The organism is Variovorax paradoxus, assembly GCF_902712855.1.
In the GTDB taxonomy this organism is placed as follows: Bacteria; Pseudomonadota; Gammaproteobacteria; order Burkholderiales; family Burkholderiaceae_C; genus Variovorax; species Variovorax paradoxus_Q.
The window spans coordinates 985340-1008175 of the sequence record NZ_LR743507.1; the positions used below are offsets into that span (position 1 = coordinate 985340).

Annotated in this window: 22 protein-coding genes; 14 read left to right on the plus strand and 8 right to left on the minus strand. The window is 68.8% G+C overall.

Annotated elements, in window-relative coordinates; genetic code table 11:
* Positions 1-67: 67 nt before the first annotated feature.
* Positions 68-964 (minus strand): LysR family transcriptional regulator, encoded by an 897-nt coding sequence (locus AACL56_RS04610; protein ID WP_339088656.1) that lies wholly within the window; start codon positions 962-964, stop codon positions 68-70.
* A gap of 120 nt (positions 965-1084) precedes the next feature.
* Between AACL56_RS04610 and gtdA the strand changes: the two genes are divergently transcribed.
* The 12 genes from gtdA (at position 1085) to AACL56_RS04670 (ending at position 13393) form a co-directional block, all read left to right on the plus strand.
* On the plus strand, positions 1085-2146 hold the full coding sequence (gtdA, locus tag AACL56_RS04615) for a gentisate 1,2-dioxygenase (protein ID WP_339088657.1): 1062 nt from the start codon (positions 1085-1087) through the stop codon (positions 2144-2146).
* Between the two features lie 82 nt (positions 2147-2228).
* Positions 2229-2933 (plus strand): fumarylacetoacetate hydrolase family protein, encoded by a 705-nt coding sequence (locus AACL56_RS04620; protein WP_339088658.1) that lies wholly within the window; start codon positions 2229-2231, stop codon positions 2931-2933.
* Between the two features lie 29 nt (positions 2934-2962).
* Positions 2963-4228 carry a 3-hydroxybenzoate 6-monooxygenase gene (locus AACL56_RS04625; RefSeq protein WP_339088659.1) on the plus strand — a complete coding sequence of 422 codons (1266 nt, stop codon included), beginning with the start codon at positions 2963-2965 and terminating at the stop codon, positions 4226-4228.
* A gap of 69 nt (positions 4229-4297) precedes the next feature.
* Positions 4298-5281, plus strand: coding sequence for a Bug family tripartite tricarboxylate transporter substrate binding protein (locus AACL56_RS04630; protein WP_339088660.1), 984 nt, complete (start codon positions 4298-4300; stop codon positions 5279-5281).
* A 78-nt stretch (positions 5282-5359) separates the two neighbouring features.
* Positions 5360-6337 (plus strand): Bug family tripartite tricarboxylate transporter substrate binding protein, encoded by a 978-nt coding sequence (locus tag AACL56_RS04635; protein WP_339088661.1) that lies wholly within the window; start codon positions 5360-5362, stop codon positions 6335-6337.
* Between the two features lie 124 nt (positions 6338-6461).
* Positions 6462-7808: an FAD-dependent oxidoreductase gene (locus AACL56_RS04640; RefSeq protein ID WP_339088662.1), complete on the plus strand. Its 1347-nt coding sequence runs from the start codon at positions 6462-6464 to the stop codon at positions 7806-7808.
* 63 nt (positions 7809-7871) lie between these two features.
* Complete coding sequence (locus AACL56_RS04645) at positions 7872-8561, plus strand: hypothetical protein (protein ID WP_339088663.1); 690 nt, start codon at positions 7872-7874, stop codon at positions 8559-8561.
* 132 nt (positions 8562-8693) lie between these two features.
* The gene (locus AACL56_RS04650) at positions 8694-9590 is read left to right on the plus strand and encodes an acyl-CoA thioesterase (RefSeq protein ID WP_339088664.1); all 897 of its coding nucleotides are present in this window, start codon (positions 8694-8696) and stop codon (positions 9588-9590) included.
* Between the two features lie 11 nt (positions 9591-9601).
* On the plus strand, positions 9602-10210 hold the full coding sequence (locus tag AACL56_RS04655) for a glutathione S-transferase (protein WP_339088665.1): 609 nt from the start codon (positions 9602-9604) through the stop codon (positions 10208-10210).
* A gap of 5 nt (positions 10211-10215) precedes the next feature.
* Complete coding sequence (locus tag AACL56_RS04660) at positions 10216-10851, plus strand: SMI1/KNR4 family protein (RefSeq protein WP_339088666.1); 636 nt, start codon at positions 10216-10218, stop codon at positions 10849-10851.
* A 67-nt stretch (positions 10852-10918) separates the two neighbouring features.
* Positions 10919-11626: an SDR family oxidoreductase gene (locus tag AACL56_RS04665; protein ID WP_339088667.1), complete on the plus strand. Its 708-nt coding sequence runs from the start codon at positions 10919-10921 to the stop codon at positions 11624-11626.
* A 309-nt stretch (positions 11627-11935) separates the two neighbouring features.
* Complete coding sequence (locus tag AACL56_RS04670; protein ID WP_339088668.1) at positions 11936-13393, plus strand: SulP family inorganic anion transporter; 1458 nt, start codon at positions 11936-11938, stop codon at positions 13391-13393.
* A gap of 18 nt (positions 13394-13411) precedes the next feature.
* Here AACL56_RS04670 and AACL56_RS04675 read toward each other — a convergent pair whose 3' ends face one another.
* Positions 13412-14365, minus strand: a complete 954-nt coding sequence (locus AACL56_RS04675) for an AraC family transcriptional regulator (protein ID WP_339088669.1) — start codon at positions 14363-14365, stop codon at positions 13412-13414.
* A 77-nt stretch (positions 14366-14442) separates the two neighbouring features.
* Between AACL56_RS04675 and AACL56_RS04680 the strand changes: the two genes are divergently transcribed.
* A complete protein-coding gene (locus AACL56_RS04680; RefSeq protein WP_339088670.1) occupies positions 14443-15660 on the plus strand; it encodes a multidrug effflux MFS transporter in 1218 nt (405 codons plus the stop codon).
* 14 nt (positions 15661-15674) lie between these two features.
* Here the strand turns inward: AACL56_RS04680 and AACL56_RS04685 are convergent, their stop codons facing one another.
* The 6 genes from AACL56_RS04685 to atpE form a co-directional block, all read right to left on the minus strand.
* Positions 15675-16388, minus strand: coding sequence for an ABC transporter ATP-binding protein (locus AACL56_RS04685; RefSeq protein ID WP_425337048.1), 714 nt, complete (start codon positions 16386-16388; stop codon positions 15675-15677).
* Between the two features lie 345 nt (positions 16389-16733).
* Positions 16734-17489: an ABC transporter ATP-binding protein gene (locus tag AACL56_RS04690; protein ID WP_339088672.1), complete on the minus strand. Its 756-nt coding sequence runs from the start codon at positions 17487-17489 to the stop codon at positions 16734-16736.
* Positions 17486-18496, minus strand: a complete 1011-nt coding sequence (locus AACL56_RS04695; RefSeq protein WP_339088673.1) for a branched-chain amino acid ABC transporter permease — start codon at positions 18494-18496, stop codon at positions 17486-17488. Before AACL56_RS04695 ends, AACL56_RS04690 begins: the two co-directional genes overlap by 4 nt.
* Positions 18493-19413, minus strand: coding sequence for a branched-chain amino acid ABC transporter permease (locus tag AACL56_RS04700; protein ID WP_339088674.1), 921 nt, complete (start codon positions 19411-19413; stop codon positions 18493-18495). The genes AACL56_RS04695 and AACL56_RS04700 overlap by 4 nt, the downstream gene beginning before the upstream one ends.
* 150 nt (positions 19414-19563) lie before the next feature.
* Positions 19564-20769, minus strand: a complete 1206-nt coding sequence (locus tag AACL56_RS04705; RefSeq protein WP_339088675.1) for an ABC transporter substrate-binding protein — start codon at positions 20767-20769, stop codon at positions 19564-19566.
* Between the two features lie 187 nt (positions 20770-20956).
* On the minus strand, positions 20957-21196 hold the full coding sequence (gene atpE / locus AACL56_RS04710; protein WP_339088676.1) for a F0F1 ATP synthase subunit C: 240 nt from the start codon (positions 21194-21196) through the stop codon (positions 20957-20959).
* A 194-nt stretch (positions 21197-21390) separates the two neighbouring features.
* Between atpE and AACL56_RS04715 the strand changes: the two genes are divergently transcribed.
* A protein-coding gene (locus AACL56_RS04715; RefSeq protein ID WP_339088234.1) for an IS3 family transposase occupies positions 21391-22661 on the plus strand; the annotation gives its coding sequence in 2 pieces (ribosomal slippage) (positions 21391-21750 and positions 21753-22661; 1269 coding nt in all).
* Positions 22662-22836: the final 175 nt, after the last annotated feature.

Here is a 22836-nt window from a genome sequence, read left to right on the forward strand (position 1 = left end):
TGGGGAGCCGCGATTATGCGAGCGCCCGAACCTCCGCGGACGCCGCCCGTCGTGCCCGCAGGCACGCTCAGCTGCCGCTGAACAGCTGCGCCAGCGTGCGCCGCAGCCAGGCGTTGCCCGGGTCGGCGTGAAAGCGCTCGTGCCAGTGCTGCTTCACGGCGTAGGCGGGCAGGGCGAAGGGCGGCTCCAGCAGCTTCACCGGCTCCTGCGTGGCCAGCACCTTGCCCAGGATGCGCGGCACCACCACGATCAGCTCGGTGTGCGCCACGATGCGCGCCACGCTCAGGAAGCTCGACAGCCGCACCACCACGTCGCGCTTCAGGCCCAGCCGCGCGATGGTGGTGTCGACGATGGCATGCCCCGTGCCGGACGTGGACACCACCGCGTGCGCCTCCGCCTCGAAGCGCTTGCGCGTGAGCCGCGCGCCGATTCGCGGATGGTTCTGCGCCGCCAGGCACACGAAGTTCTGCATGAACAGCGTCTGCTGGTAGAAGCCCGCGTCCAGCTGCGGCATGAAGCCCACCGCCAGGTCGACCTCGCCGTCCTGCAGGCGCCGCCCGCTGATGGTGGAGATGATCTCGGTCTCGATGTGCACCCCCGGCGCCGCGCGGCGCAGGTGGTCGAGCAGGCCGGGCAGCAGCACCACCTCGCTGATGTCTGTCATGCAGATGCGGAAGCGCCGCTGCGCCTGCGAGGGCTCGAAGCTGCTGCGGTTGCCCTGTGCCTGCGCCAGCTGGGCCAGCGCCTCGCGCAGGTTCGGGTAGATGCGCTCGGCATGCGGCGTCGGCTGCATGCCCTGCGCGGTGCGGGTGAACAGGCGGTCGTCGAAGTGCGCGCGCAGCTTGTTCAGCGCGGTGCTGGCCGCGGCCTGCGCCATGCCCAGCCGCTCGGCGGCCTTGGAGACGTTGCCGGTCTTGTAGACCTCGTCGAACACGGCGAGCCATTCGAGATCGAGCTTGGACATGGGAGCAGCTGGTTCAGGCGAAAGGCACCATTATCGAAATTTCGAATTCCGTGTATTGGCTACCGGTCTTGAGGAAATAGTGGTGCGGGTGAAGAATGCCGCCACGGAGACACCCACGCCATGAAACCCGCGCCAACCAATGCGGCCGAGCGCCGCGACTACTACGCCCGCATCGCACCGCTGCACCTCACCCCGCTGTGGGAATCGCTGCACGCCCTGGTGCCGCGCGAACCGCAGACGCCCTGCGTGCCCGCACTGTGGCGCTACGACGAGATCCGCCCGCTGCTGATGGAGTCGGCCGATCTCATCACCGCAGACGAGGCCGTGCGCCGCGTGCTGGTGCTCGAGAACCCGGCGCTGCCGGGCAACTCGTCGATCACGCAGTCGATCTATGCCGGCCTGCAGCTCATCATGCCGGGCGAGGTCGCGCCCTCGCACCGCCACGTGCAATCGGCCCTGCGCTTCATCGTCGACGGCAAGGGCGCGTACACCACGGTCGGCGGCGAGCGCACCACCATGTACCCCGGCGACTTCATCATCACGCCCTCGTGGGCCTGGCACGACCATGGCAACGAAGGCATCGGCGGCACGGTCGAGCCGGTGGTCTGGCTCGACGGCCTCGACATCCCGATGCTGCGCTTCTTCGACGCCGGCTTCGCCGAGAACGACGACGCCAAGGTGCAGCATGTGTCGCGCCCCGAAGGCCACAGCCTCGCACGCTTCGGCCACAACATGGTGCCGGTGCGCCACGACCACGTGTCGGCCACCTCGCCGATCTTCAACTACCCCTATGCGCGCAGCCGCGAGGCACTGGCCCAGTTGCAGAAGCAGGAGGCGCCCGACGCCTGGCTCGGCCACAAGCTGCGCTACATCAATCCGCTGACGGGCGGCTCGCCGATGCCGACCATCTCGACCCAGCTGCAGCTTTGCCCCAAGGGCTTCGCCGGCAAGACGCACCGCGCCACCGACGGCACCGTGTACAGCGTGGTCGAGGGCCACGGCACGGCGGAGATCGCCGGCCAGCGCTTCGACTTCGGTCCGCGCGACACCTTCGTGGTGCCGTCGTGGGCGCCGCTGCGGCTGTCGTCGCCCGGCGAAGACACCGTGCTCTTCAGCTTCTCCGACCGCCCCGTGCAGCAGGCCATGGGCATCCTGCGCGAAGCCTTCCTGGAAGAAGCGTAGACCGCTGAACGCTGGCGCTTCCTCTTTTTCGTCCTTTCCGTTTTTGTCCGACCGTTGCCGCCTCCGCGCGGCAGGAGCCTCCATGTCCTTCGTCTTCACGCCCCCTTCCGTCGTCGGCCTGCCTATCGTGGGCTCCGACAAGCAGTTCCCCGTGCGCCGCGTCTACTGCGTCGGCCGCAACTACGCCGCACATGCGCGCGAGATGGGCTTCGACCCCGACCGCGAACCGCCGTTCTTCTTCTGCAAGCCCAACGACGACGCCTCGGTGGTGCCCGTGGCCGAAGGTGCGACCGGCGCCGTGCCCTATCCGACGCTCACCAGCAACTACCACTACGAGGCCGAGCTGGTGGTGGCCATCGGCAAGGGCGGCTCGAACATCCCGGTCGAGCAGGCCGCCAGCCACATCCACAGCTACGCCGTGGGCCTGGACATGACCCGCCGCGACCTGCAGATGAAGATGCGCGAGCAGGGCCGTCCGTGGGAAATCGGCAAGGCCTTCGACTTCTCCGCGCCGATCGCGCCGCTGCGCACCGTGGCCGACGTGGGCGAGATCAACGCCGGCGCCATCGTGCTTGAGGTCGACGGCCAGGTGCGCCAGAGCAGCGACATCACGCACCTGATCTGGTCGGTGAACGAGGTCATCGCCAACCTGTCGACCCTGTTCGCGCTGCAGCCCGGCGACCTGATCTTCACCGGCACGCCCGAAGGCGTGGGTGCGGTGAAGGCCGGCCAGACCATCAAGGTGAGCATCGAGCGGCTGCCGTCGCTGACCGTGCGAATCGACTGACTGAATCCTCCGGAAAGCGCAGGCCCGCCATGACTCCATCGAAGAACCCTCCCACCGTGCTGCTGGTCGGCGGCGGCATCGGCGGCATGGCCGCCGCGCTGGCGCTCGCGCGCCTGGGTGTTTCCATCGACCTGCTCGAGCAGAGCGCCGCCATCGGCGAGATCGGTGCCGGCCTGCAGCTCGGCCCCAATGCCTTCGCGGCGCTCGACGCGCTGGGCGTGGGCGAGGCAGTGCGCCGCGGCTCGGTGTTCACCGACCGGCTCGTGATGATGGATGCCGTCGACTGCGGCGAAGTGGCCTCGGTGCCGGTGGGCGAGGCCTTCCGCGCGCGCTTCGGGAATCCTTATGCGGTGAGCCATCGCGCCGACCTGCACGGCGCGATCCACGAAGCGGTGAAGCAGCATCCGCTCATCCGCTTCCACACCTCGGCGCAGGTCGAGTCGATCGACGCCGGCGCGCAGGGCGTGACCGCGGTCACGAAGGACGGCCGCCGCTTCCAGGCCGACGCCATCGTCGGCTGCGACGGCGTGAAGTCGGTGGTGCGCGCCAAGCTGATCGGCGACGCGCCGCGCGTGTCGGGCCACGTGGTCTACCGCGCCGTGGTGCCCGCGGCCGACATGCCCGCCGACCTGCGCTGGAACGCGCCCGTGGTCTGGGCCGGCCCCAACTGCCATCTGGTGCACTACCCGCTGCGCCACGGCGAGCAATACAACCTGGTCGTCACCTTCCACAGCCGCGAACAGGAAGAGTGGGGCGTGACCGACGGCAGCAAGGAAGAAGTGCTGTCGTACTTCGAGGGCGTGCACGCGCGCCCGCGCCAGCTGCTCGACCGCCCGACCTCGTGGCGCCGCTGGAGCACCGCCGACCGCGACCCGGTCGAGCGCTGGAGCGACGGCCCCGCCACGCTGCTGGGCGACGCGGCGCATCCCATGATGCAGTACCTGGCGCAGGGCGCCTGCATGGCGCTCGAGGATGCGGTGACGCTCGGCGAAGCGGTGAAGGCCTGCGGCTTCGACATGCCCGCCGCGTTCAAGCTCTACGAGGCGGCGCGCGTCGCCCGCACCGCGCGCGTGGTGCTGTCCGTGCGCGAGATGGGCCGTCTCTACCATGCCAGGGGCGTGGAACGCCTGGTGCGCAACAGCCTGTGGGTCGGCCGTTCGCCCGAACGCTTCTACGATGCGGTCGAGTGGCTCTATGCGTGGCGTCCGGAGCATTGCCTGGACGATGCGCCGGAGGCGCTGCGCATGACGGCCGCGGCAACGGCCGAAGCCGCCGCGGTGCTTGCGCCGCACTGACATCTGTTTCTTTCATCATCCATAACCATCGAGGCGGCCATCCAGGCCCATGCCCAGGAGACAAACGACATGAAGTTCTCGCGCGCACTGCTCAGCAGCGTCATCCCCCTCATGGCCCTGGCGGCGGCCACCGGGGCATCGGCCCAATCCGACTTTCCCAGCAAGCCGGTGACCCTGGTCACGCCGTTCGCGGCCGGCAGCGGCCCCGATGCGGTGCTGCGTCTCGTCTCCGACAAGCTCTCGCGCCTGTGGAACCAGCGCGTGGTCATCGACAACAAGCCCGGCGGCGGCGGCTTCATCGCCATCGACCAGGCGAGGCGCGCCGCGCCCGACGGCTACACGCTGCTGCAGCTCGACAGCGAGCACGTGGCCGCGCTGCCGCACCTGTACAAGTCGAAGAACTTCGTGACGCTGCAGCACTTCGACCCGGTGGCTTCGCTGTTCCGCACCCCCTTCTTCGTGGCCGTGGGCGCCGATTCGAAGTGGAAGAACATGGGCGACCTGATCGCCGCGGCCAAGGCCGACCCCGATGCCGTGGTCTACGGCTCGTGGGGCGTCGGCAGCCCCGGCCACCTCGGCGCGCAGCAGCTCGAGGCGCTCACCGGCATCCGCATGCGCCACGCGCCCTACCGCGAGGTGTCGCAGCTGTATTCCAACGTGGGCACCGGCGAGGTGCCGTGGGCGTTCGCGAGCATCCCGTCGAGCCAGGGCATCTACAAGGCCGGCAAGCTGCGCTACATCGCCGTCGCCGCGCCCAGGCGGATTCCGCAGATGCCCGACGTGCCCACCATGGCCGAGGCCGGCGGCCCGGCTTCGCTGGAAGTCAATTCGTTCGTGTCGCTGCTCGCGCCCAAGGGCGTGCCGGCGGCCATCAAGGCGAAGATCAATGCCGACGTGGCCAAGGTCATCGCCGATCCCGAGATTCGCGCCCGCTTCGACACCTTCGCCTTCGAGCCGCTGGCCTGGTCGCCCGAGGAAATCGAGCGCAATGCCGAGGCCAAGTCGAAGGTGTACGGCGAGCTGGTGCGCAGGGGCAACATCAGCCTCGAATAGCGGGGGCCGACTTGCCCAGTCGTTTGCTCGGCAGTTAAGCTGGCCCTCTTCGTTTTTCTGACAATTTTTCACATTTCCATGCAAGCCACCAAGAGAGCCCTCCTGATTGCCTGCGGCCTGGCCGCCGCCGCCGTGTTGCCGACGACCGCGAGCGCACAGAACGCCGCCTGGCCGACCAAGCCGATCCGCCTGCTGGTGGGCTTTCCGGGCGGCTCCACGCCCGACATCGCGGCGCGCACCATCGCCGAGCCGCTGTCCAAGGCGCTGGGCCAGCCGATCGTGGTGGACAACAAGGCCGGCGCCTCGGGCAACATCGCCGCCGACCAGGTGGCCAAGGCCACCGACGACCACACGCTGGGTATCGTCATCAACGGCAACCTCACGTCGTCGAAGATGCTGTACGCCAAGCTGCCGTACGACCCGGTCAAGGACTTCACCTACCTGTCGCTGATCGCGACCGCGCCGCTGGTGCTGGTGGCGCAGAACAACCTGCCCTCGGGCACCGCCTTCTTCGATGCGGGCCGCAAGGCCGGCGACAAGTGGAACTACGGCTCGGTGGGCATCGGCTCGGTGGGCCACCTGGGCATGGAACTGCTCAAGACCCGCGTGAACGGCTTCAAGCCCGAGCACGTGCCCTACCAGGGCAACCCGCAGGTCATCACCGCCATGCTGGGCGACCAGGTGCAGATGGGCCTGATCCCGCCGGGCGTGGCCATGCCGCAGATCAAGGCCGGCAAGCTCAAGGCCATCGGCCTGACCGGCGGGCGCAGCGCGCTGGTGCCCGAGATCCCGCCGCTGTCGGACGCCGGCGTGAAGGACTTCAACCTCGAGGTGTGGGTGGCGCTGCTCGGCCCGGCCAACCTGTCGAAGGCCGCGCAGGCGCGCATCAGCAGCACGCTCGAAGTCGTCATGAAGGACCCGGACGTGCGCCGCAAGCTCTTCGAGCAGGGCTGGCAGGCCGTGGGCACCTCGCCGGACGGCATGCGCACGCGGGTGACCGAAGAGGCGGCGATCATGACGAAGATCATCTCGGCCCGCGGCATCAAGCTGCAGTGAGCAACCTTCAAGGCTTCGCGCACGTCGCGTCGCTTCGACAGCGTCCCTGCAGGGGGCCACACCGGCGGACCGGCAAGGCCGGCTTCGCGGTGTTTTACGAACAGACATCCATGGACCTATTCGAATGACTTCCACATTGCATGAACCGGCACGCGAACTGCCGGTGTTCGGCGAGTACGACGTGGTGGTGGTCGGCGGCGGCCCCGCCGGCATCGCCGCCGCCGTGAGCGCCGCACGCCACGGCGCGAACACACTGCTGGTGGAACGCTACGGCTTCCTCGGCGGCATGGGCACCGCGGGCGGCGTCACCAACTTCGCTGGCCTGTACGGCAAGCGCAGGGGCGAGATGACGCAACTGGTGCACGGCGTGGTCGACGAACTGATCGAGCGCATCGCCGCGCTCAGCGGCATGAACGAGCCGCAGAACGGCATGGGCGGGCGCATCTGCGTGCGCTCGTACGACACGTCGGCCTACAAGCTCGCGGCCGACCAGCTGCTCGAGAGCGTCGGCGTGAAGCTGCTGTTCCACGCACTGGCCGCATCGGTGGTGCGCGACGGCAGCCGCATCGCGGCGCTGGTGGTCGAGACCAAGTCGGGGCGCCAGGCGATCCGTGCCAATGCCTTCATCGACGCCAGCGGCGACGCCGACGTGGCCGCTTTCGCGGGCGTGCCCTTCGAGGTGGGCGACGGACACGGCAGCGGGCTGTTCCCGACCACCATGTTCCGCATCGGCCAGGTCGACGCGCCGGCCGCGCTGGAAGCAGTGGGCGAGTTCAAGGCCATCAACGACTACATGGCGCGCACCGAGGCGCAGAAGCCGGGCAAGTACAAGTTTCCGCGCGAGGGCGCGATCCTGCGGCCCAACCGCGACCCGCGCGAATGGCGCGCCAACGTCACGCAGATCCGCAACGCCCAGGGCCATGCGATGAACGGCGTCGATGCGCGCGAGCTCACCGAAGGCGAGCTCGAGGGCCGCCGCCAGATCGCCGCGTACTTCCAGTTCCTGAAGGCCGAGGTGCCGGGCTTCGCGCAGTCGGCCATCGTGGAGATCGCGCCGCAGGTCGGCATCCGCGAAACGCGGCGCATCCAGGGCCTGTATGCGCTCGGGCGCGAGGACATCCTGGGCTCGGCGAAGTTCGACGACAACATCGGCCTGAACGCCTGGCCGATGGAGATGCACGCCGACGGCCGCATCGAATGGGCCTTCCCGCGCGACGAAGCCAATGCCTACAACCACCTGCCGTGGCGCATGCTGGTGCCGCGGACCGTCGACAACCTGCTGGTGGCCGGGCGCTGCGCATCGATGACGCACGAAGGCCAGTCGGCCGCGCGCGCCAGCGGCGGCTGCTTCGTGATGGGGCAGGCCGCGGGCACGGCCGCGGCATCGCTGGGCGGCACTGCGTTCGCCGGCGTGGATGTGGCGGCGCTGCAGGCGAAGCTGGCGGCCGACGGCGCCGACCTCGACCGCTGAGCACGGCGGGCGCGACATGGCGCTAGAGTCCGGGGCTTGATGAACTCGAACCCCGGACGAAAAGTGCAATTTCCTTCGCTGTCGACCCCTGCACGTCGCATCTTCCTGGCGCTGTCCTGCGCCGCTCTCGGCCTGTTGCAGGCGGGCTGTGCCAGCACGCCCGAAGGCGACCCCGTCCACGGCAAAGACCGGCTGGTGAGTTTCGTGGCGGCCAAGGACGGCCGCAAGGTCGCCGTGGCCGGCGAGAACTACCACTACGTGTTCGACGGCGACCCTTCGGTGGCGGCGCTGCTGCGCTGGGACGGCCGCGCCAAGGTCACGCCCGCGCTGATCGGCGAGTTCAAGGTCGCGCGCAACCAGAGCTTCGAAGGGCAGTACGTGCTGATGGCCTTCGACGCCGACCTGACGCCCGAAGACCGCGCCTTCCTCATCCAGACCGGCTTTGCGAAGGCCGACGTGAAGTACGGCGACCGCACCGGCCCCGCGCTGCGCTACTTCGGCACCGTGTACGGCAAGCGCTACGCGGCGGTGCCGCTGAAGTCGGCCGACAAGATCGACTTCTCGCGCCGCCAGTACCTCAAGTACGTCGAGCAGGAAACGCTCAGCGGCGCCTTCAGCCAGGCCGCGCCGTCGCCGCTGGTGTATGCCGACGACGGCTCGATGCTGCTGGCCGGCGTGCCGGTGCGCGTGGTGCAGGGCGGCACGGATGCCGGCTGCAGCGCCCGCTTCATGGGCGTGTGCTTCTACAAGTAGCCGCAGGCAGGCCTTGCCCGGAGAAGGGCCGGACGCGGCTTCGCGCGCCGCCTGACCGGCCTGCGACAGGCTGCGGGCGCGGCCTTTGCTATGGTTGAGGGTTGCTTTTTTGCCTGTCCTGACTGCTCCCCGATGATCATCGACTCCGCCACCGCTTCCCACCTCGTCAACGAACTCGTCGCGCTCATGCAGCTTGAGCCACTGGGCGGCGATCGCTTCCGTGCCCAGAGCGAGGACATCGGCACGCCCGCCGTGTTCGGCGGCCAGGTGCTCGGCCAGTCGCTGATGGCCGCCAGCCTCACCGTGGGCGCGGAACGCCCGGTGCATTCGATGCACGCCTACTTCCTGCTGCCTGGCGAGCATGCGCCCATCGAATACAGCGTCGATCGCGTGCGCGACGGCCGCAGCTTCACCACCCGCCATGTGGTGGCGCGCCAGCAGGAGCGCATCATCTTCGAGATGTCGGCCTCGTTCCAGACCGTGGACGACGGCGTCGAGCACCAGTTCGACATGCCCGAGGTGGAAGGTCCGGACGGCCTCGCGAGCGAACTCGACCAGCGCATCGCCCTGGGCGACCGGCTGCCCGACCCCTGGCGCGCCAAGGCCACGCAGCCGCACGGCATCGAGTACCGCCGTGTCGATGCCGAAGACCTCATCGCGCCCGCCGTGCGCCCGACCTCGGCGCAGAGCGCCATCTGGATGCGTGCCGTCGCGCCGCTGCCCGACGATCCCATGGTGCACCGCGCGCTGCTGGCCTACGCCTCCGACCACGGCCTGCTGCGCGCCGCGATGCTGCCGCACGGCCTGAGCTTCATGAGCGGCCAGGTGCGCCCGGCCAGCCTGGACCACGCCATGTGGTTCCATCGCGATTTCCGCATGGACGACTGGCTGCTGTACGTGCTCGACTCGCCCAGTGCCGGCGGCGCGCGCGGCCTGTGCCGCGGCAGCCTTTACGCGCGCGACGGCCGCCTGGTGGCCTCGGCCGCGCAGGAAGGCATGCTGCGCATCCGCCGCAAACCGCAACCCTGAGACCTCGCCCGATGAAAATCTTCTTTTCCCCCGCATCGCCCTTCGTGCGCAAGTGCATGGTCGTGGCGCACGAGCTCGGCGTGGCCGGGCGCATCGAAAAGCTGCCCAGCGCGGCCGGTCCGGTGAAGCGCGACGCCACCATCATCCCGAAGAACCCGCTCGGCCAGGTGCCGACCTTCCTCACCGACGACGGTCAGGTGCTGTTCGACAGCCGCGTGATCTGCGAATACCTGGACGCCACGCACGGCGGCAGGCTGTTCCCGGCCGACGGTGCCGCGCGCTGGTCGCGCCTGACCGAGCTCGCGCTGGCCGACGGCATGACCGGTGCCGCGCTGCTCGCGCGCTACGAGAACGTGCTGCGCCCCGAGGAACTGCGCTGGGCCGACTGGACCGACGGCCAGCTGGCCAAGGTGCGCACCGGTCTCGAATGGCTGGAGACGGCGGCGCCTTCGTTCGGCGACCGCGTCGACATCGGCACCATCGCCTTCGGCTGCGCGCTCGGCTACATGGACTTCCGCTTCCCCGACGTCGACTGGCGTACCGGGGCGCCGAACAGCGCGAAGTGGTTCGACGTCTTCAACCAGCGCGCGTCGATGCAGGCGACCATGCCCTCCGTGTGAGCGGAATGGATTTCAGCGATCTGTCGCGCCGCACCGGCATCGACATCCCGCCATTGCTCGCGCACTTGCTGGCCGCCGGTCAGCCCGAACTGGCCAGCTTCAGCGACTTCGAATGGATCGACACCGCCGAGGCGGCCAGCACGCTCGACGAGTGGCTCGATGCCAAGTGGCAGGACGGCCGCCGCTTCCTGCCCTTCGCGCAGTCGGGCGCGGGCGACGCCTATTGCCTGGCGCCGCTGGAAGACGGCAGCGTGGGCGTGGCCTTGGTGTGGCACGACGCCGACGAGAGCCGCATCGACCACGCGTCGTTCTCCGACTTCGTCTGCGCCAAGCTGCTGCAGACCTTCGCGGACCTGAGCTGGCTAGAGGAGGCGGATCTTGCGGAGGAAGAGATGGCCGAACGCGTCGTCGCCGACGTGGCCGCCGTGACGGCCTTCATGGACGCGGAGACCGCGGCCTGGCTGCAGGCCCTGAGCCGCCTGCCGATCGAACAGCGGCCCTACAGGACAGGCCCGCGTGCGCGGCCCGAGCCGGTGCTCTCGCTGATCCCGCAGGACCGCATGGAAGAGGAGCTCCAGCGCTTCGAGCGGCAACACGCCGAACCCTTCCCCGTGAAGGCGCGCTGGGACATCGGCGAATAGCCACGGCCGCGCGGGCGCCGTCCCGGCTGGCTAAATTCGGGGGTTCATCGCAACCAAGGAACCCAGCATGTCAGATCAGAAGAAGGTCGCCATCGTCACCGCAGGCGGCAGCGGCATGGGCGCGGCGGCCGCGCGCAGGCTCGCGGACGACGGCTTCCGCGTGGCCATTCTTTCGTCGTCGGGCAAGGGCGAGGCGCTGGCGGCCGAACTCGGCGGCATCGGCGTCACAGGCTCGAACCAGTCGAACGACGACCTGAAGCGCCTCGTGGACCGCGTGAGCAGCGAATGGGGCCGCGTCGACGTGCTGGTCAACAGCGCCGGCCACGGCCCGCGCGCGCCGATCCTCGACATCACCGACGAGGACTGGCACCGCGGCCTGGACGTGTACCTGCTGGGCGCGGTGCGCCCCGCGCGGCTGGTGGCGCCGCTGATGGTGCAGCAGGGCGGCGGCACGATCATCAACATCTCGACCTTCGCCGCTTTCGAGCCCGACCCGGTGTTCCCGACCTCGGGCGTGTTCCGCGCCGGGCTGGCGGCCTTCACCAAGCTGTTCGCGGACAAGTACGCCGCGCACAACGTGCGCATGAACAACGTGCTGCCGGGCTTCATCGACAGCCTGCCCGAGAAGGCCGAGTTCCGCTCGCGCATCCCGATGGGCCGCTACGGCAAGAGCAGCGAGATCGCCGCCGTCATCGGCTTCCTCGCCTCGGAAGGCGCGGGCTATATCACCGGGCAGAACCTGCGGGTGGACGGCGGCATCACGCGTTCGGTGTGACCTTGCACCGCGGGCACGCAAGGGCCCGCGAAAAAATGCATGCGAGGGCCGCAGAGCCGCCACCGAAGCCCGACCGCCGCCGAAGGACAGGGGCTCTCCCTACAATCGCGCCCCATGTGTTCGAGGCTCCCGCGCTTTCCCATCCGCCGCCGTCAATCCGGCTGCTCGCGGCCGACGCCTCCTTGACGCCCGCGCAGCGACGCGGCGGCCGCGGCCGCCGAAGCCTCCACGGGGCCGCGCAGCGGTCTCACCGTCCTGCCCTTGTCCCGCATGCCCCGTCGGCGGCATGCGGGCTGCTTTCCCTCTTCCATGTCTTCCCAACACAGTCGCCTGCGCACCGAGTGGTGCCCGAGCATTCCCCGCGAGCTGATGGCCGGCGCCGTCGCCACCTTCGCGCTCATTCCCGAAGTCATCGCCTTTGCCTTCGTGGCGGGCGTCGATCCGGCGGTCGGGCTGTTCGCCTCGTTCGTCATCGGCATCGTCATCGCGTTCACGGGCGGACGGCCGGCCATGGTGTCGGCCGCCGCCGGCTCCGTGGCGCTGGTCGCCGCACCGCTGGTGCACGCACATGGCCTGCCGTACCTGCTGGCGGCCGGCGTGCTGGCCGGGGCGATGCAGATCGTGTTCGGCCTGCTGCGGCTCGGGGTGCTGATGCGCTTCGTGTCGTCGTCGGTGCGCACCGGCTTCGTCAACGCGCTGGCGATCCTGATCTTCGCGGCGCAGATGCCGCACTTCGTCGGCGCCAACACCGCGACCTGGGCCATGGTCGGGCTCGGTCTGGCCGTGATCTACCTGCTGCCGCGCCTGACGACTGCGGTGCCGTCGCCGCTGGTGTGCATCGTGGTGGTCACGCTCGCGGGCCACTGGCTCGGCCTGCCGCTCAAGACCGTGGCCGACCTGGGCCAGCTGCCGGGCGCCTTGCCCGCCTTCGCGTTGCCAGAAGTGCCACTGACGCTCGACACCTTGCGCATCATCGCGCTGCCGGCGTTCGCCATCGCGATGGTCGGCCTGCTCGAATCGATGATGACCGCCAGCGTGGTCGACGAACTCACCGACACGCCGAGCTCGAAGAACCGCGAGTGCAGCGGCCTGGGCGTGGCCAACGTGGCCGCGAGCTTCTTCGGCGGCATCGCGGGCTGCGGAATGATCGGCCAGACGGTGAGCAACGTGCGCTACGGCGGACGCGGACGGCTGTCGACGCTGTTCGCGGGCGCATTCCTGCTGATCCTCATGGTGCTGCTCAAGCCCTGGGTGTCGCAGGTGCCGGTGGCGGCGCTGGTGGCGATCATGGTGATGGTGTCGGCCTCGACCTTCGACTGGGGCTCGCTGCGCACGCTGGTGCGGCATCCGCGAATGTCGAGTGCGGTGATGCTCGCGACGGTGGCCGTCACCGTGGCCACCGACAACCTCGCCGCGGGCGTGGCCACCGGCGTGATGCTGAGCGGCGTGTTCTTCACCTTCAAGGTGGCGCGCCTGCTGCACGTTCACATGCGGCTGGCCGACGACGGCACGCGCGTGTACCGCGTCACCGGCCAGGTCTTCTTCGCCTCGGCCGACATGCTTGTCGACGCCTTCGACGTGCGCGAGATCGACGGTGCACCGGTGTGCATCGACGTGACGCAGGCGCACTTCTGGGACGTCACTGCCGTGGCCGCACTGAAGAAGGTGGTCGACCGGCTGCGCAAGCACGGCAGCACGGTGGACGTCGCCGGCATGAACCAGGCGAGCCGCGACCTGGTGCTGCAGCTGGACGCAGCGCCCGACTGAGCGGCGCCGGCCGCGTCGTCAGCCCGCGGCGGCGGCTTCCTGCGCACGCGCCAGCGTGCGGAAGCGCCCCGGGCTCTCGCCGACCGTGCGCCGGAACGCGGCGCTGAATGCGGTCTCCGACTGGTAGCCGATGCGCTCGGCGATGCGCGCGATGGCTTCGTCGCTGTGCCGCAGCGCGTTGCGTGCCACCGTCATGCGCCAGCCGCCCAGGTAGTCGAGCGGCGTCGCGCCCGTGAGCGCCTTGAAGCGCAGCGCGAAGGCGGTGCGCGACATGCCGGCCGACTGCGCGAGGCGCTCGACGGTCCATGGCTGCGCGATGTCGCCATGCATGCACGACAGCGCCTCGCCGATGCGCGCATCGGCCATCGCGCCGAGCCAGCCCTCGGGCTGCGGCGCGTTCGCCAGGTGCACGCGCAGCGCCTGCACCAGCACCAGCGCAGCGAGGTTGGTGCGTGCGATCGAGGCGCCCGGCCGCAGTTCGGCCGTTTCCCAGCCCAGCAGGTCCAGCAGGCCGGCGAGCGGCCGCGTGCCTGGGTCGCTTGCGCGCAGGTGGATGAACGGCGGCAGGTGGCGCAGCAGCAGTTCGCCCGCTTCGCCGGCCAGCGTGAAGCGGCCTGTGGCCATGACCACCACTGGCCCCTCCTCGGCGCCCTGGCCCTCGAACCGCATCACGCCGTCGGGGCCGCGGTGGTCGCGGCTTGCCTGCACGCCGTCCTGCATCGGCCCCGGCGGATCGGTGGCGGCGGTGAAGGGCTGCCCGTTGGTCAGCAGGTAGAAGTCGCCGGCTTCCAGCAGCACCCCGTCGCCCATGCGCTCGACCTGCATTCGCAGCCGGCCTTCGAGCACGCAGCCCAGCTTGATGTGCGAGGCGTAGTGCGGATAGCGGAAGGCCCAGCGGCCGCGCGCCTCGAAGCGCGAGGACAGCGTGCTGCTCACGGTGAGCATCGACAGGACGTCGGACAGCGGGTCCATGGTGATTTGTACGAACGAATAGGAAAAGTGGGGTTTTGATTATTCAATCATTCAGCATGCGGCGCGAGCATTGGCGCATGTCCTCCTCGAACGCTCGACTTTCACGCTACGCCGTGGTGCTGGGCCTGCTCACCGCCATCGGGCCCAGCGCCATCGACATGTACCTGCCTGCGCTGCCGGCGATCGGGCTGTCGCTGGGCGCCGGCCCGCGCGCGGTGCAGGCCAGCCTGATGGCTTTCTTCATCGCGACCGGCGCGGGCCAGCTGGTGGCCGGCCCGCTGTCGGACATCTTCGGCCGCAAGCGCCCGATGTACGTGGGCCTCGCGGTGTTCGTGCTCGCGAGCATCGGCTGCGCGCTGGCGCCGGACATCGGCGTGCTCATCGCCTTCCGGCTGCTGCAGGGCCTGGGCGCCTGCGCATGCATGGTGACGCCGCGCGCCGTGGTGCGCGACCTGCACACCGGCGCCGATGCGGCGCGCCTCATGTCGCTGCTGATCCTGGTCTACAGCGTGTCGCCGATCCTGGCGCCGCTGGCGGGCAGCTTCGTGGCCGGGGCCGCGGGCTGGCGCGCGGTGTTCTGGGTGGTCGGCGCGCTGGCCGTGCTGGCCGCGGCGATGGTCGTCGTGCTGCTGCCCGAAACGCGGCCACCGGCTGCGCGCGCACAAAGCAGCCTGCGCGCCGCGATGGCCGCCTATGGCGTGCTGCTGCGCGACCGGCATTTTTTGGGCGTGGCCTTCATGGCCTCCCTCACGCTGTCGGGCTTCTTCGTGTACGTGGCGAATTCGTCGTTCGTGATGGGCACGCACTTTAGCGTGCCGCCGCGCACCTACGCCGTGCTGTTCGCGCTCAATGCGGTGACGATGATCCTGGCGTCGCAGGCGAACGGCTGGCTCACCGCGCGCTTCGGCGTGCGGCGCGTGCTGCGCACCGCGGTCGCGGCCAGCGCAGCGATCGCGGTGCTGCTGCTGGTGCTGACGCTCGCGGGCGTCGACCGGCTCGGCGTGCTGGTCGGCCTGCTGATGGGGCTGTACGGGCTCAACGGCGTCATCGTGCCGTCGACGTTCGTGGTGGCGATGGAAGCGCACGCGGCGCGCGCCGGCACCGCGTCGGCGTTGCTCGGCACGCTCAACTTCGTGGGCGGCGCGGTGGTGGTGGCGCTGGTGTCGCCATTCGCCGACGGCACGCCGCTGCCGATGGTGGCGGGCATCGCGTGCTGCGCGGTGGCCGTGCTGCTGCTCGCGCTGCGCACGCTGGGGCATGCGCGGGCGGCGGGGTCCGGAACCGCCAGCGCCTGACCCGGCCGCGGTCTTCAGACGCCCAGGTAGCGCGTCCACAGCGACCGGTCGGCGTCGAGCGATGCCGAGTCGCCTTGCCACACCACGCGGCCGCGTTCCAGGATCACATGCCGGTTGGCCAGCGGCAGCAGGCGCTGCACGTACTTGTCGACCACGAGGATGGCCTCGCCCTCGGCCTTGAGCGTGGCGATGCAGTTCCAGATCTCCTCGCGGATCACCGGGGCCAGGCCCTCGGTGGCCTCGTCGAGGATCAAGAGGCGCGGGTGCGTGGAGAGCGCGCGCGCAATCGCCAGCATCTGCTGTTCGCCGCCCGAGAGCTGGTTGCCCGCGTTGGCCTTGCGTTCGCCGAGGCGCGGGAACAGGCCGTAGAGCGCCTCGACCGTCCAGCGCGGCGCGCTGCCCGGCCTCGGCCGCGCGAAGGCGCGCAGGTGCTCGTCCACGCTGAGGTTGGGAAACACGTGACGGCCCTCGGGCACGATGGCCACGCCGCGGCGAGCGATCGCGTCGGGCTTCATCGACCTGTCCGGTCCGCCGATGGCCTCGCCCCCGAACTGCACACTGCCGCGCATCGGCGGGAGCGTGCCCGTGAGCACCTTCAGCAGCGTGCTCTTGCCCATGCCGTTGCGCCCGAGCAGCGCGACGACCTCGCCGGGCCGGATGTCGATGTCGATGCCGAACAGCACCTGGCTCGCGCCGTAGCCGGCCTCGATGGATTTCGCTTCTAGCAGCATCTCAGTGTCTCGTCGTTCTCGACCGTGCGAGGCGGGCGTTGTCAGGACGGGAAACACCGAGGAGCCGGCTTTGCCGGGCCTCCGGTGTTGCCCCCGGCAGGGGGTAGGCGAAGCGGACACGAAGTGCCGCGCAGCCTGGGGGCGAGCCAGAAACACCGAGGAACCGGCTTTGCCGGGCCTCCGGTGTTGCCCCCGGCAGGGGGTAGGCGAAGCGGACACGAAGTGCCGCGCAGCCTGGGGGCGAGCCAGGAACACCGAGGAGCCGGCTTTGCCGGGCCTCCGGTGTTGCCCCCGGCAGGGGGTAGGCGAAGCGACACGCAGTGCGCGCAGCCTGAAGGCGAGTCATGAATGCCCTTCCGCCTCGGTGCCGAGGTACACCGCCTGCACGTCGGGGTGGCCGCGCACTTCGTCGGCCGTGCCGCTCATCAGCACCTTGCCCTGCACCAGCACCGTGAGGCGGTTGGCCAGGCGGAACACCGCGTCCATGTCGTGTTCGATCAGCAGGATGGCCATCGACGCGCGCAGCGATTCGATGAGTTCCACCATGCGCGCCGATTCATCCGGGCCCATGCCGGCCATGGGCTCGTCGAGCAGCAGCAGCTTGGGCTCGGCCGCGAGCGCGAGTGCCACGTCGAGCGCACGCTGCGCGCCGTGCGGCAGCGTGCCCGCGATGCGTTCGCGTTCGCCGGCCAGGCCCACGCGTTCGGCCAGCGCCACGGCGCGGTCGACCAAGGCGCGCTCGTTCGCGCGCGGCGCCATGAAGCGCAGGCTGCTGCCCGCATGGGCCTGCGCCGCGAGCATCAGGTTGTCGTGCACGGTTTCCTTGGGGAACACGCGCGTCACCTGGAAGCAGCGCGACATGCCGGCGGCCACGCGCTGGTGGTCCTTCAGCGCGGTGATGTCGCGCTCGTCGAGCAGCAGGCGGCCGGCGTCGGCCTTCAGCAGTCCGGTGATGAGGTTGACCAGCGTGGTCTTGCCCGCGCCGTTCGGCCCGATCAGCGCATGCACTTCGCCGCGCTCGACGGTAAGGCTCACATGGTCGGTCGCCAGCAGGCCGCCGAAGCGCTTGACCAATCCTTCGATTCTGAAAAGGCTCATGGCTTGCTCCCTCGCCCTTCCGGTGAAAGGGTGGTGGAGAGGGTTGGGGTGAGGGGCAGGCGGCGCTTGTACAGGGCAGCAAGTCCCTTGGGTGCCCACAACGCCACGGCGATCAGCAACAACCCAAGCGGCATGTGCCAATGCTCAGTGTGCTGCTTCAAGGCCTCTTCGAGCACCAGCCAGACGACGGCACCCACCGGCCCGCCCCAGCTGCGCCCCAGCCCGCCGATGACGACCATCACCAGCAGCGTGGCCGACTGCGTCCAGTGCATCGTGGCCGGGCTCACGAAGCCGTTGCCGCCCGCCAGCAGCGCTCCTGCAAGGCCCGCGATGGCGCCTGCGATGGCGAAGGCCACCAGCTGCAGCCGGAACACCGGGTAGCCGAGCGCACGCATGCGCGTCTCGTTGTCGCGGATGCCCATGAGCGCGTGGCCGAAGCGCGATTGCGTTGCGCGGTGCAGCCACCACAGCGCCAGCGCGACGATGGCCAGCACCACCCAGTAGAAGTTCGACTCGTTGCCCAGGTCCAGCCCCGGCAGCAGCGTGGGGCGCGACATCAGCGTGTAGCCGTCGTCGCCGCCGTACTTGCGCAGCGACACCACCACAAAGTACAGCATCTGCGCGAAGGCCAGCGTGGTCATGATGAAGTACACGCCGCGCGTGCGCAGCGCCACCGTGCCGATGAGCGCCGCCACCAGGCCAGCGACCAGTGCCGCGGCCGGCCAGAGGAGCCAGCCCGACATCACGCCCGCGTCGCTGAGCGCCACCACCGTGTATGCACCCATGCCGATGAAGCCCGCATGCCCGAGCGCCACCATGCCGCCGAAGCCGAGGATGAAATTCAGGCTCGCCGCGGCCAGCGCCGCGATGAGCACGCGACGCACGAAGCCGATGTAGAACTCGAGGCCGAACAATGGCGCCACCAGCGGGAAGACCGCGAGCAGCGCCAGCAGCAGCCCGGCGCCGAGGGCTCGCGAGAAGAATGAAGACGAGGAAGATGAACTCATGATCTCGCGGAGAACAGCCCGGACGGCCGGAAGATGAGGACCACCACCATCAGCGCATACATCGCGACCTCGGCGAACAGCGGGCCCAGGTCGGCCGCGGTGGCCGGCGGCAGCGTGGCGCGCAGCAGCATCGGCACGAAGGCACGACCCACGGTGTCGACCACGCCCACCAGCAGTGCGGCCACGAAAGCGCCGCGCACCGAGCCGATGCCGCCGATCACAAGCACCACCAGCGCAGGAATCAGGATGGCTTCGCCCATGCCTACCTGCACCGCGACGATCGGCCCCATCAGCGCGCCCGCCAGCGCGGCCAGCGCCGCACCGAGCAGGAACACGCCATTGAAGATGCGGCCCACGCGCACGCCCATCAGCTCGGCCATCGGCCGGTCGGACGCGCCCGCGCGCACACGCATGCCGATGCGCGTGTGGTTCACCAACAGGTAGAGCGCAAGCGCCACCAGCAGGCCGCCCACCAGGATGACAAGCCGGTACGAAGGGTAGGGCAGGCCGTCCATGAGGTTGACCGGCCCCGACAGCGCGGCCGGCGTCGGTGCCATCACCGGCGACGGTCCCCACACCATCTTCACGATGTCGTCGGCCACCAGGATCACGCCGAACGTGGCCAGCACCTGCGCGAGGTGGTCGCGCGTGTAGAGCCGGCGCATCAGCAGCACCTCGAGCAGCAGCGCCACCACCACCGTGACCGCCACCGCGATGACGATGGCCGCCGCGAACGAGCCTGTGCGCGTGTGCGCCTCGGCCGCCACGTAGGCGCCGGCCATGAACAGCGAGCCGTGCGCCAGGTTCAGCACGTCCATGATGCCGAACACCAGCGTGAGGCCCGCGGCCAGCAGGAACAGCATCAGGCCGTAGCCCAGGCCGTTGAGCAACTGCTCGAGAACAAGAATTCCACTCATAGAAGAACCAGCAGGTTTGCCCGCGTTTTCATTCGAGGAACACCGAGGAGCCGACTCTGCCGGGCCTCAGGTGTTGCCCCCGGCAGGGGGGAGGAGAAGCGACACGAAGTGCGCGAAGCCTGGGGGCGAGCGTTGTGCCGCCCGGGGGCGTTACTTGAGCCCGCACTTGTCGGCGTAGCTGTCGCCGTAGTTCGTGAGCACCGTGTTGATCAGCTTGTTCGTGACCTTGCCCTGCGCGTCCTTGCCGATCACGCGCAGGTAGAAGTTCTCGATGGGGTAGTGGTTGTTCGCGTACTTGAAGCTGCCGCGCGTCGACGCGTAGTTGGCCTTCTTCAGCGCGGCCACCACGGCCTCGCGGTTCTGCGCGTTGCCACCGGCCTGCTTCACGGCCGCGTCCATCGCGAGGATCGCGTCGTAGGCCTGGGCCGCGTACACCGACGGATAGCGGCCGTTGTATTCCTTGCGGAACGCGGCCACGAACTGCTTGTTGGCCGCGTTGTCCAGGTCGTGCGCCCAGTGCGAGGTGTTGAACAGGCCGAGCATCGGGTCGCCCACGGCACCGATCACGTCCTCGTCGGCCGAGAAGCCGCTGGTGACGAGCGTGATGTCCTTCGACAGACCCGCGCCCACGAACTGCTTGATGAAGTTGATGCCCATCGCGCCGGGCAGGAAGAAATAGATCGAGTCGGGCTTGGACGCACGCAGCTGCGCGAGTTCGGCGGCGTAGTCGATCTGGCCGAGCTTGGTGTAGAGCTCGTCGGCCACCTGTCCCTTGAACTGGCGCTTGAAGCCGCCCAGCGCGTCCTTGCCGGCGGGGTAGTTGGGCGCGATCAGCACGATCTTCTTGAATGCGCGGTCCTGCGCGAACTTGCCTGCGGCCTCGTGGAACTGGTCGTTCTGATAGGCGGTGCCGAAGAAGTAGGCGTTGCACTGCGCACCCGCGAACTGGCTCGGGCCCGCGTTGGCAGAGAGGTAGGGCACCTTGGCGTTGAAGAGCGTCGGGCCCACGGCCAGCGCCACGTTGGAGCCGATGGGGCCGCTGAAGAGGTCGATCTTGTCGCGCTGGATCATGCGGTCGACCAGTTGCTTGGCCTGGTCGGGACTGCCGGCCATGTCGGCCTGCACGAACTCGACGTCCTGGCCGCCCAGCTTGCCGCCCAGCTGCTTGATGCCGAGCGCGAAGCCGTCGCGCGCCTCTGCGCCGAGTGCCGCGAATGGCCCTGAGATGTCGAGGGCCAAGCCCACCTTGACCGGTGCGGCCGCGGCCGATGCCGCGGTGCCGAGGGCCGCACCGCACAGCAGCAGCGAAAGCAGGGTGCGCGGCAGCGCGGGCGACTTCGGGGACAGGTGGCTCATGGATTCTCCGGCTAGGAATAGTGAAACGACGCAGGCACCGCTCCCTGCGGTACCGTCAACATTGAACCGTTGATAGCTAAATACTTTAACTATAAACAATTCGGTGTCAACGGTGCTAGCACGAATGGTGCCAATTCATCGTGTCACTTCCTGGTGCACGCGCCTCCTGCGGCGCGCGGCGCGGTGCTCATCCGAACGGGTTGGCGGTGGCGAACCAGAGGCCGATACCGGTGGCGATGATGAATGCGCCATCGGTCACGCCCGCCACCAGGAAGAACTTGGTCTGCAGCGTGTCGACAAGCTCGGGCTGGCGCGCGGTGCCCTCCAGGAACTTCTGTCCGACCAGCCCGATGCCGAGGCAGGAACCGAGGGCCGCGACGCCGATCAGCAAGGCGACTGCGAGGGGAAGGATGTTGAAGCCGGTCATGGTGTTTTCTCCTGGTTGGTTGATCGATGGAGGTACTTTCCCAGAGGCGGTGCATGCGGTCCATGACGTGGCAGGTCATGGGCAGACCGCGCGCAAAAGAAAAAAAAGCCGGCCGTGAAACGGCCGGCCTTTCGTGGAACACTGACCCGTCCTGACCTGGGTTGACACCTTTTCCTCTCAGAAAAGGCAAGTCAATGGAATCAGGCATCAAACGCACGCAGAGCGACTACACGCTGGCTTTTAAGCTGTCGGTGGTCGATCAGGTAGAAAAAGGCGAGCTCACGTACAAGCAGGCCCAGGAGCGCTACGGCATCCAGGGTCGCTCGACGGTGTTGGTGTGGCTGCGCAAGCATGGCCGCCAGAGCTGGGGTTCGGCATCATGTCGGCTTCCCATGCCAGTACCGATCAAGAATTCCGCATCGCCATCCGCTGCGCCGCTGACTCCTGAGCAGAGGATCAAGGCTCTCGAAGTCCAGCTTCGCGAGGCCAATGAGAAGGCTCAGTTGTTCGAGGCCGTGCTCGATGTCCTGAAGAAGGACTATGGGGTGCGTGTCGTAAAAAAGCCTTCGGGCAAGTCCTCTCGCAAAAGCTCGTCCCGGGGCTGAGCGTGTTGAGGGCTTGCCGCCATTGGGGCGTCAGCCGCCAGGCTTACTACCAACAACTGCAGCACCAGCAGCAATGCCGTGCCCGTTCTGACACAGTGATCGAGCTTGTGCGTTCCGTGCGCCTGCGCCAGCCGCGGCTGGGCGCGCGCAAGCTGCACCATCTTCTCAAGCAGCCGCTGCACCAGGCCAACGCGAGCCTGGGGCGCGATGCGTTGCTGGACGTGCTGCGCGAGGCCCACATGCTGGTTCAGCCCAGGCGGGCGTATCACAAGACCACCGACAGCCATCACCGGTTGCGCCGTCATCCCAACCTGCTCAAGCAGGGGCCGGATCAGGTGCGCCCCACCGGCAGCGAGCAGGTCTGGGTGGCTGACATCACCTACCTGCCGACCGATCAAGGATTCGTCTATCTCAGCCTGGTGACGGATGCGTGGTCGCGCAAGATCGTGGGCCATCACGTGCACGACAGCCTGCACACCGAGCAGGTCAGCCGGGCGCTGAAGGTGGCGCTCAAGGGCCGCAAGACTGGGCAAATGCTGGTGCATCACTCGGACAGGGGCATCCAGTACTGCTCGAACGACTATCAGGAAATCCACCGCCGCCACGGCATCGCCTGCTCGATGACGGACGGCTACGACTGCTATCAGAACGCGCTGGCCGAGCGCGTCAACGGGATCTTGAAGATGGAGTTCCTGCTGCACCGGCCTGCCGATCTGACCCAGGCCAGCCGGATGGTCCAGCAGGCCGTGCAGATCTACAACCAAGAGAGACCGCACCTGTCCCTAAAATTGAAAACGCCCGATGAGGTTCATCGGGCGTCCGTTGCCGGCTGGATCAAGCCGGCTGTGTGTCCTTCATAGGTGTCAACCTATGGCAGGACGGGTCACACCGCGGAACCGGCTTTGCCGGGCCTCCGGTGTTGCCCCCGGTAGGGGGTAGGAGAAGCGACACGAAGTGCGCGAAGCCTGGGGGCGGGCCAGAAACACCGAGGACCCGGCTCTGCCGGGCCTCAGGTGCTGCCCCGGCAGGGGGATG

What these genes read in the sequence shown, in the direction of transcription:
- AACL56_RS04610 (WP_339088656.1), bottom strand. Translation starts at nt 964, where the DNA reads ATGTCCAAGCTCGATCTCGAATGGCTCGCCGTGTTCGACGAGGTCTAC.
- gtdA (WP_339088657.1), top strand. Translation starts at nt 1,085, where the DNA reads ATGAAACCCGCGCCAACCAATGCGGCCGAGCGCCGCGACTACTACGCC.
- AACL56_RS04620 (WP_339088658.1), top strand. Translation starts at nt 2,229, where the DNA reads ATGTCCTTCGTCTTCACGCCCCCTTCCGTCGTCGGCCTGCCTATCGTG.
- AACL56_RS04625 (WP_339088659.1), top strand. Translation starts at nt 2,963, where the DNA reads ATGACTCCATCGAAGAACCCTCCCACCGTGCTGCTGGTCGGCGGCGGC.
- AACL56_RS04630 (WP_339088660.1), top strand. Translation starts at nt 4,298, where the DNA reads ATGAAGTTCTCGCGCGCACTGCTCAGCAGCGTCATCCCCCTCATGGCC.
- AACL56_RS04635 (WP_339088661.1), top strand. Translation starts at nt 5,360, where the DNA reads ATGCAAGCCACCAAGAGAGCCCTCCTGATTGCCTGCGGCCTGGCCGCC.
- AACL56_RS04640 (WP_339088662.1), top strand. Translation starts at nt 6,462, where the DNA reads ATGACTTCCACATTGCATGAACCGGCACGCGAACTGCCGGTGTTCGGC.
- AACL56_RS04650 (WP_339088664.1), top strand. Translation starts at nt 8,694, where the DNA reads ATGATCATCGACTCCGCCACCGCTTCCCACCTCGTCAACGAACTCGTC.
- AACL56_RS04655 (WP_339088665.1), top strand. Translation starts at nt 9,602, where the DNA reads ATGAAAATCTTCTTTTCCCCCGCATCGCCCTTCGTGCGCAAGTGCATG.
- AACL56_RS04660 (WP_339088666.1), top strand. Translation starts at nt 10,216, where the DNA reads ATGGATTTCAGCGATCTGTCGCGCCGCACCGGCATCGACATCCCGCCA.
- AACL56_RS04665 (WP_339088667.1), top strand. Translation starts at nt 10,919, where the DNA reads ATGTCAGATCAGAAGAAGGTCGCCATCGTCACCGCAGGCGGCAGCGGC.
- AACL56_RS04670 (WP_339088668.1), top strand. Translation starts at nt 11,936, where the DNA reads ATGTCTTCCCAACACAGTCGCCTGCGCACCGAGTGGTGCCCGAGCATT.
- AACL56_RS04675 (WP_339088669.1), bottom strand. Translation starts at nt 14,365, where the DNA reads ATGGACCCGCTGTCCGACGTCCTGTCGATGCTCACCGTGAGCAGCACG.
- AACL56_RS04680 (WP_339088670.1), top strand. Translation starts at nt 14,443, where the DNA reads ATGTCCTCCTCGAACGCTCGACTTTCACGCTACGCCGTGGTGCTGGGC.
- AACL56_RS04690 (WP_339088672.1), bottom strand. Translation starts at nt 17,489, where the DNA reads ATGAGCCTTTTCAGAATCGAAGGATTGGTCAAGCGCTTCGGCGGCCTG.
- AACL56_RS04695 (WP_339088673.1), bottom strand. Translation starts at nt 18,496, where the DNA reads ATGAGTTCATCTTCCTCGTCTTCATTCTTCTCGCGAGCCCTCGGCGCC.
- AACL56_RS04700 (WP_339088674.1), bottom strand. Translation starts at nt 19,413, where the DNA reads ATGAGTGGAATTCTTGTTCTCGAGCAGTTGCTCAACGGCCTGGGCTAC.
- AACL56_RS04705 (WP_339088675.1), bottom strand. Translation starts at nt 20,769, where the DNA reads ATGAGCCACCTGTCCCCGAAGTCGCCCGCGCTGCCGCGCACCCTGCTT.
- atpE (WP_339088676.1), bottom strand. Translation starts at nt 21,196, where the DNA reads ATGACCGGCTTCAACATCCTTCCCCTCGCAGTCGCCTTGCTGATCGGC.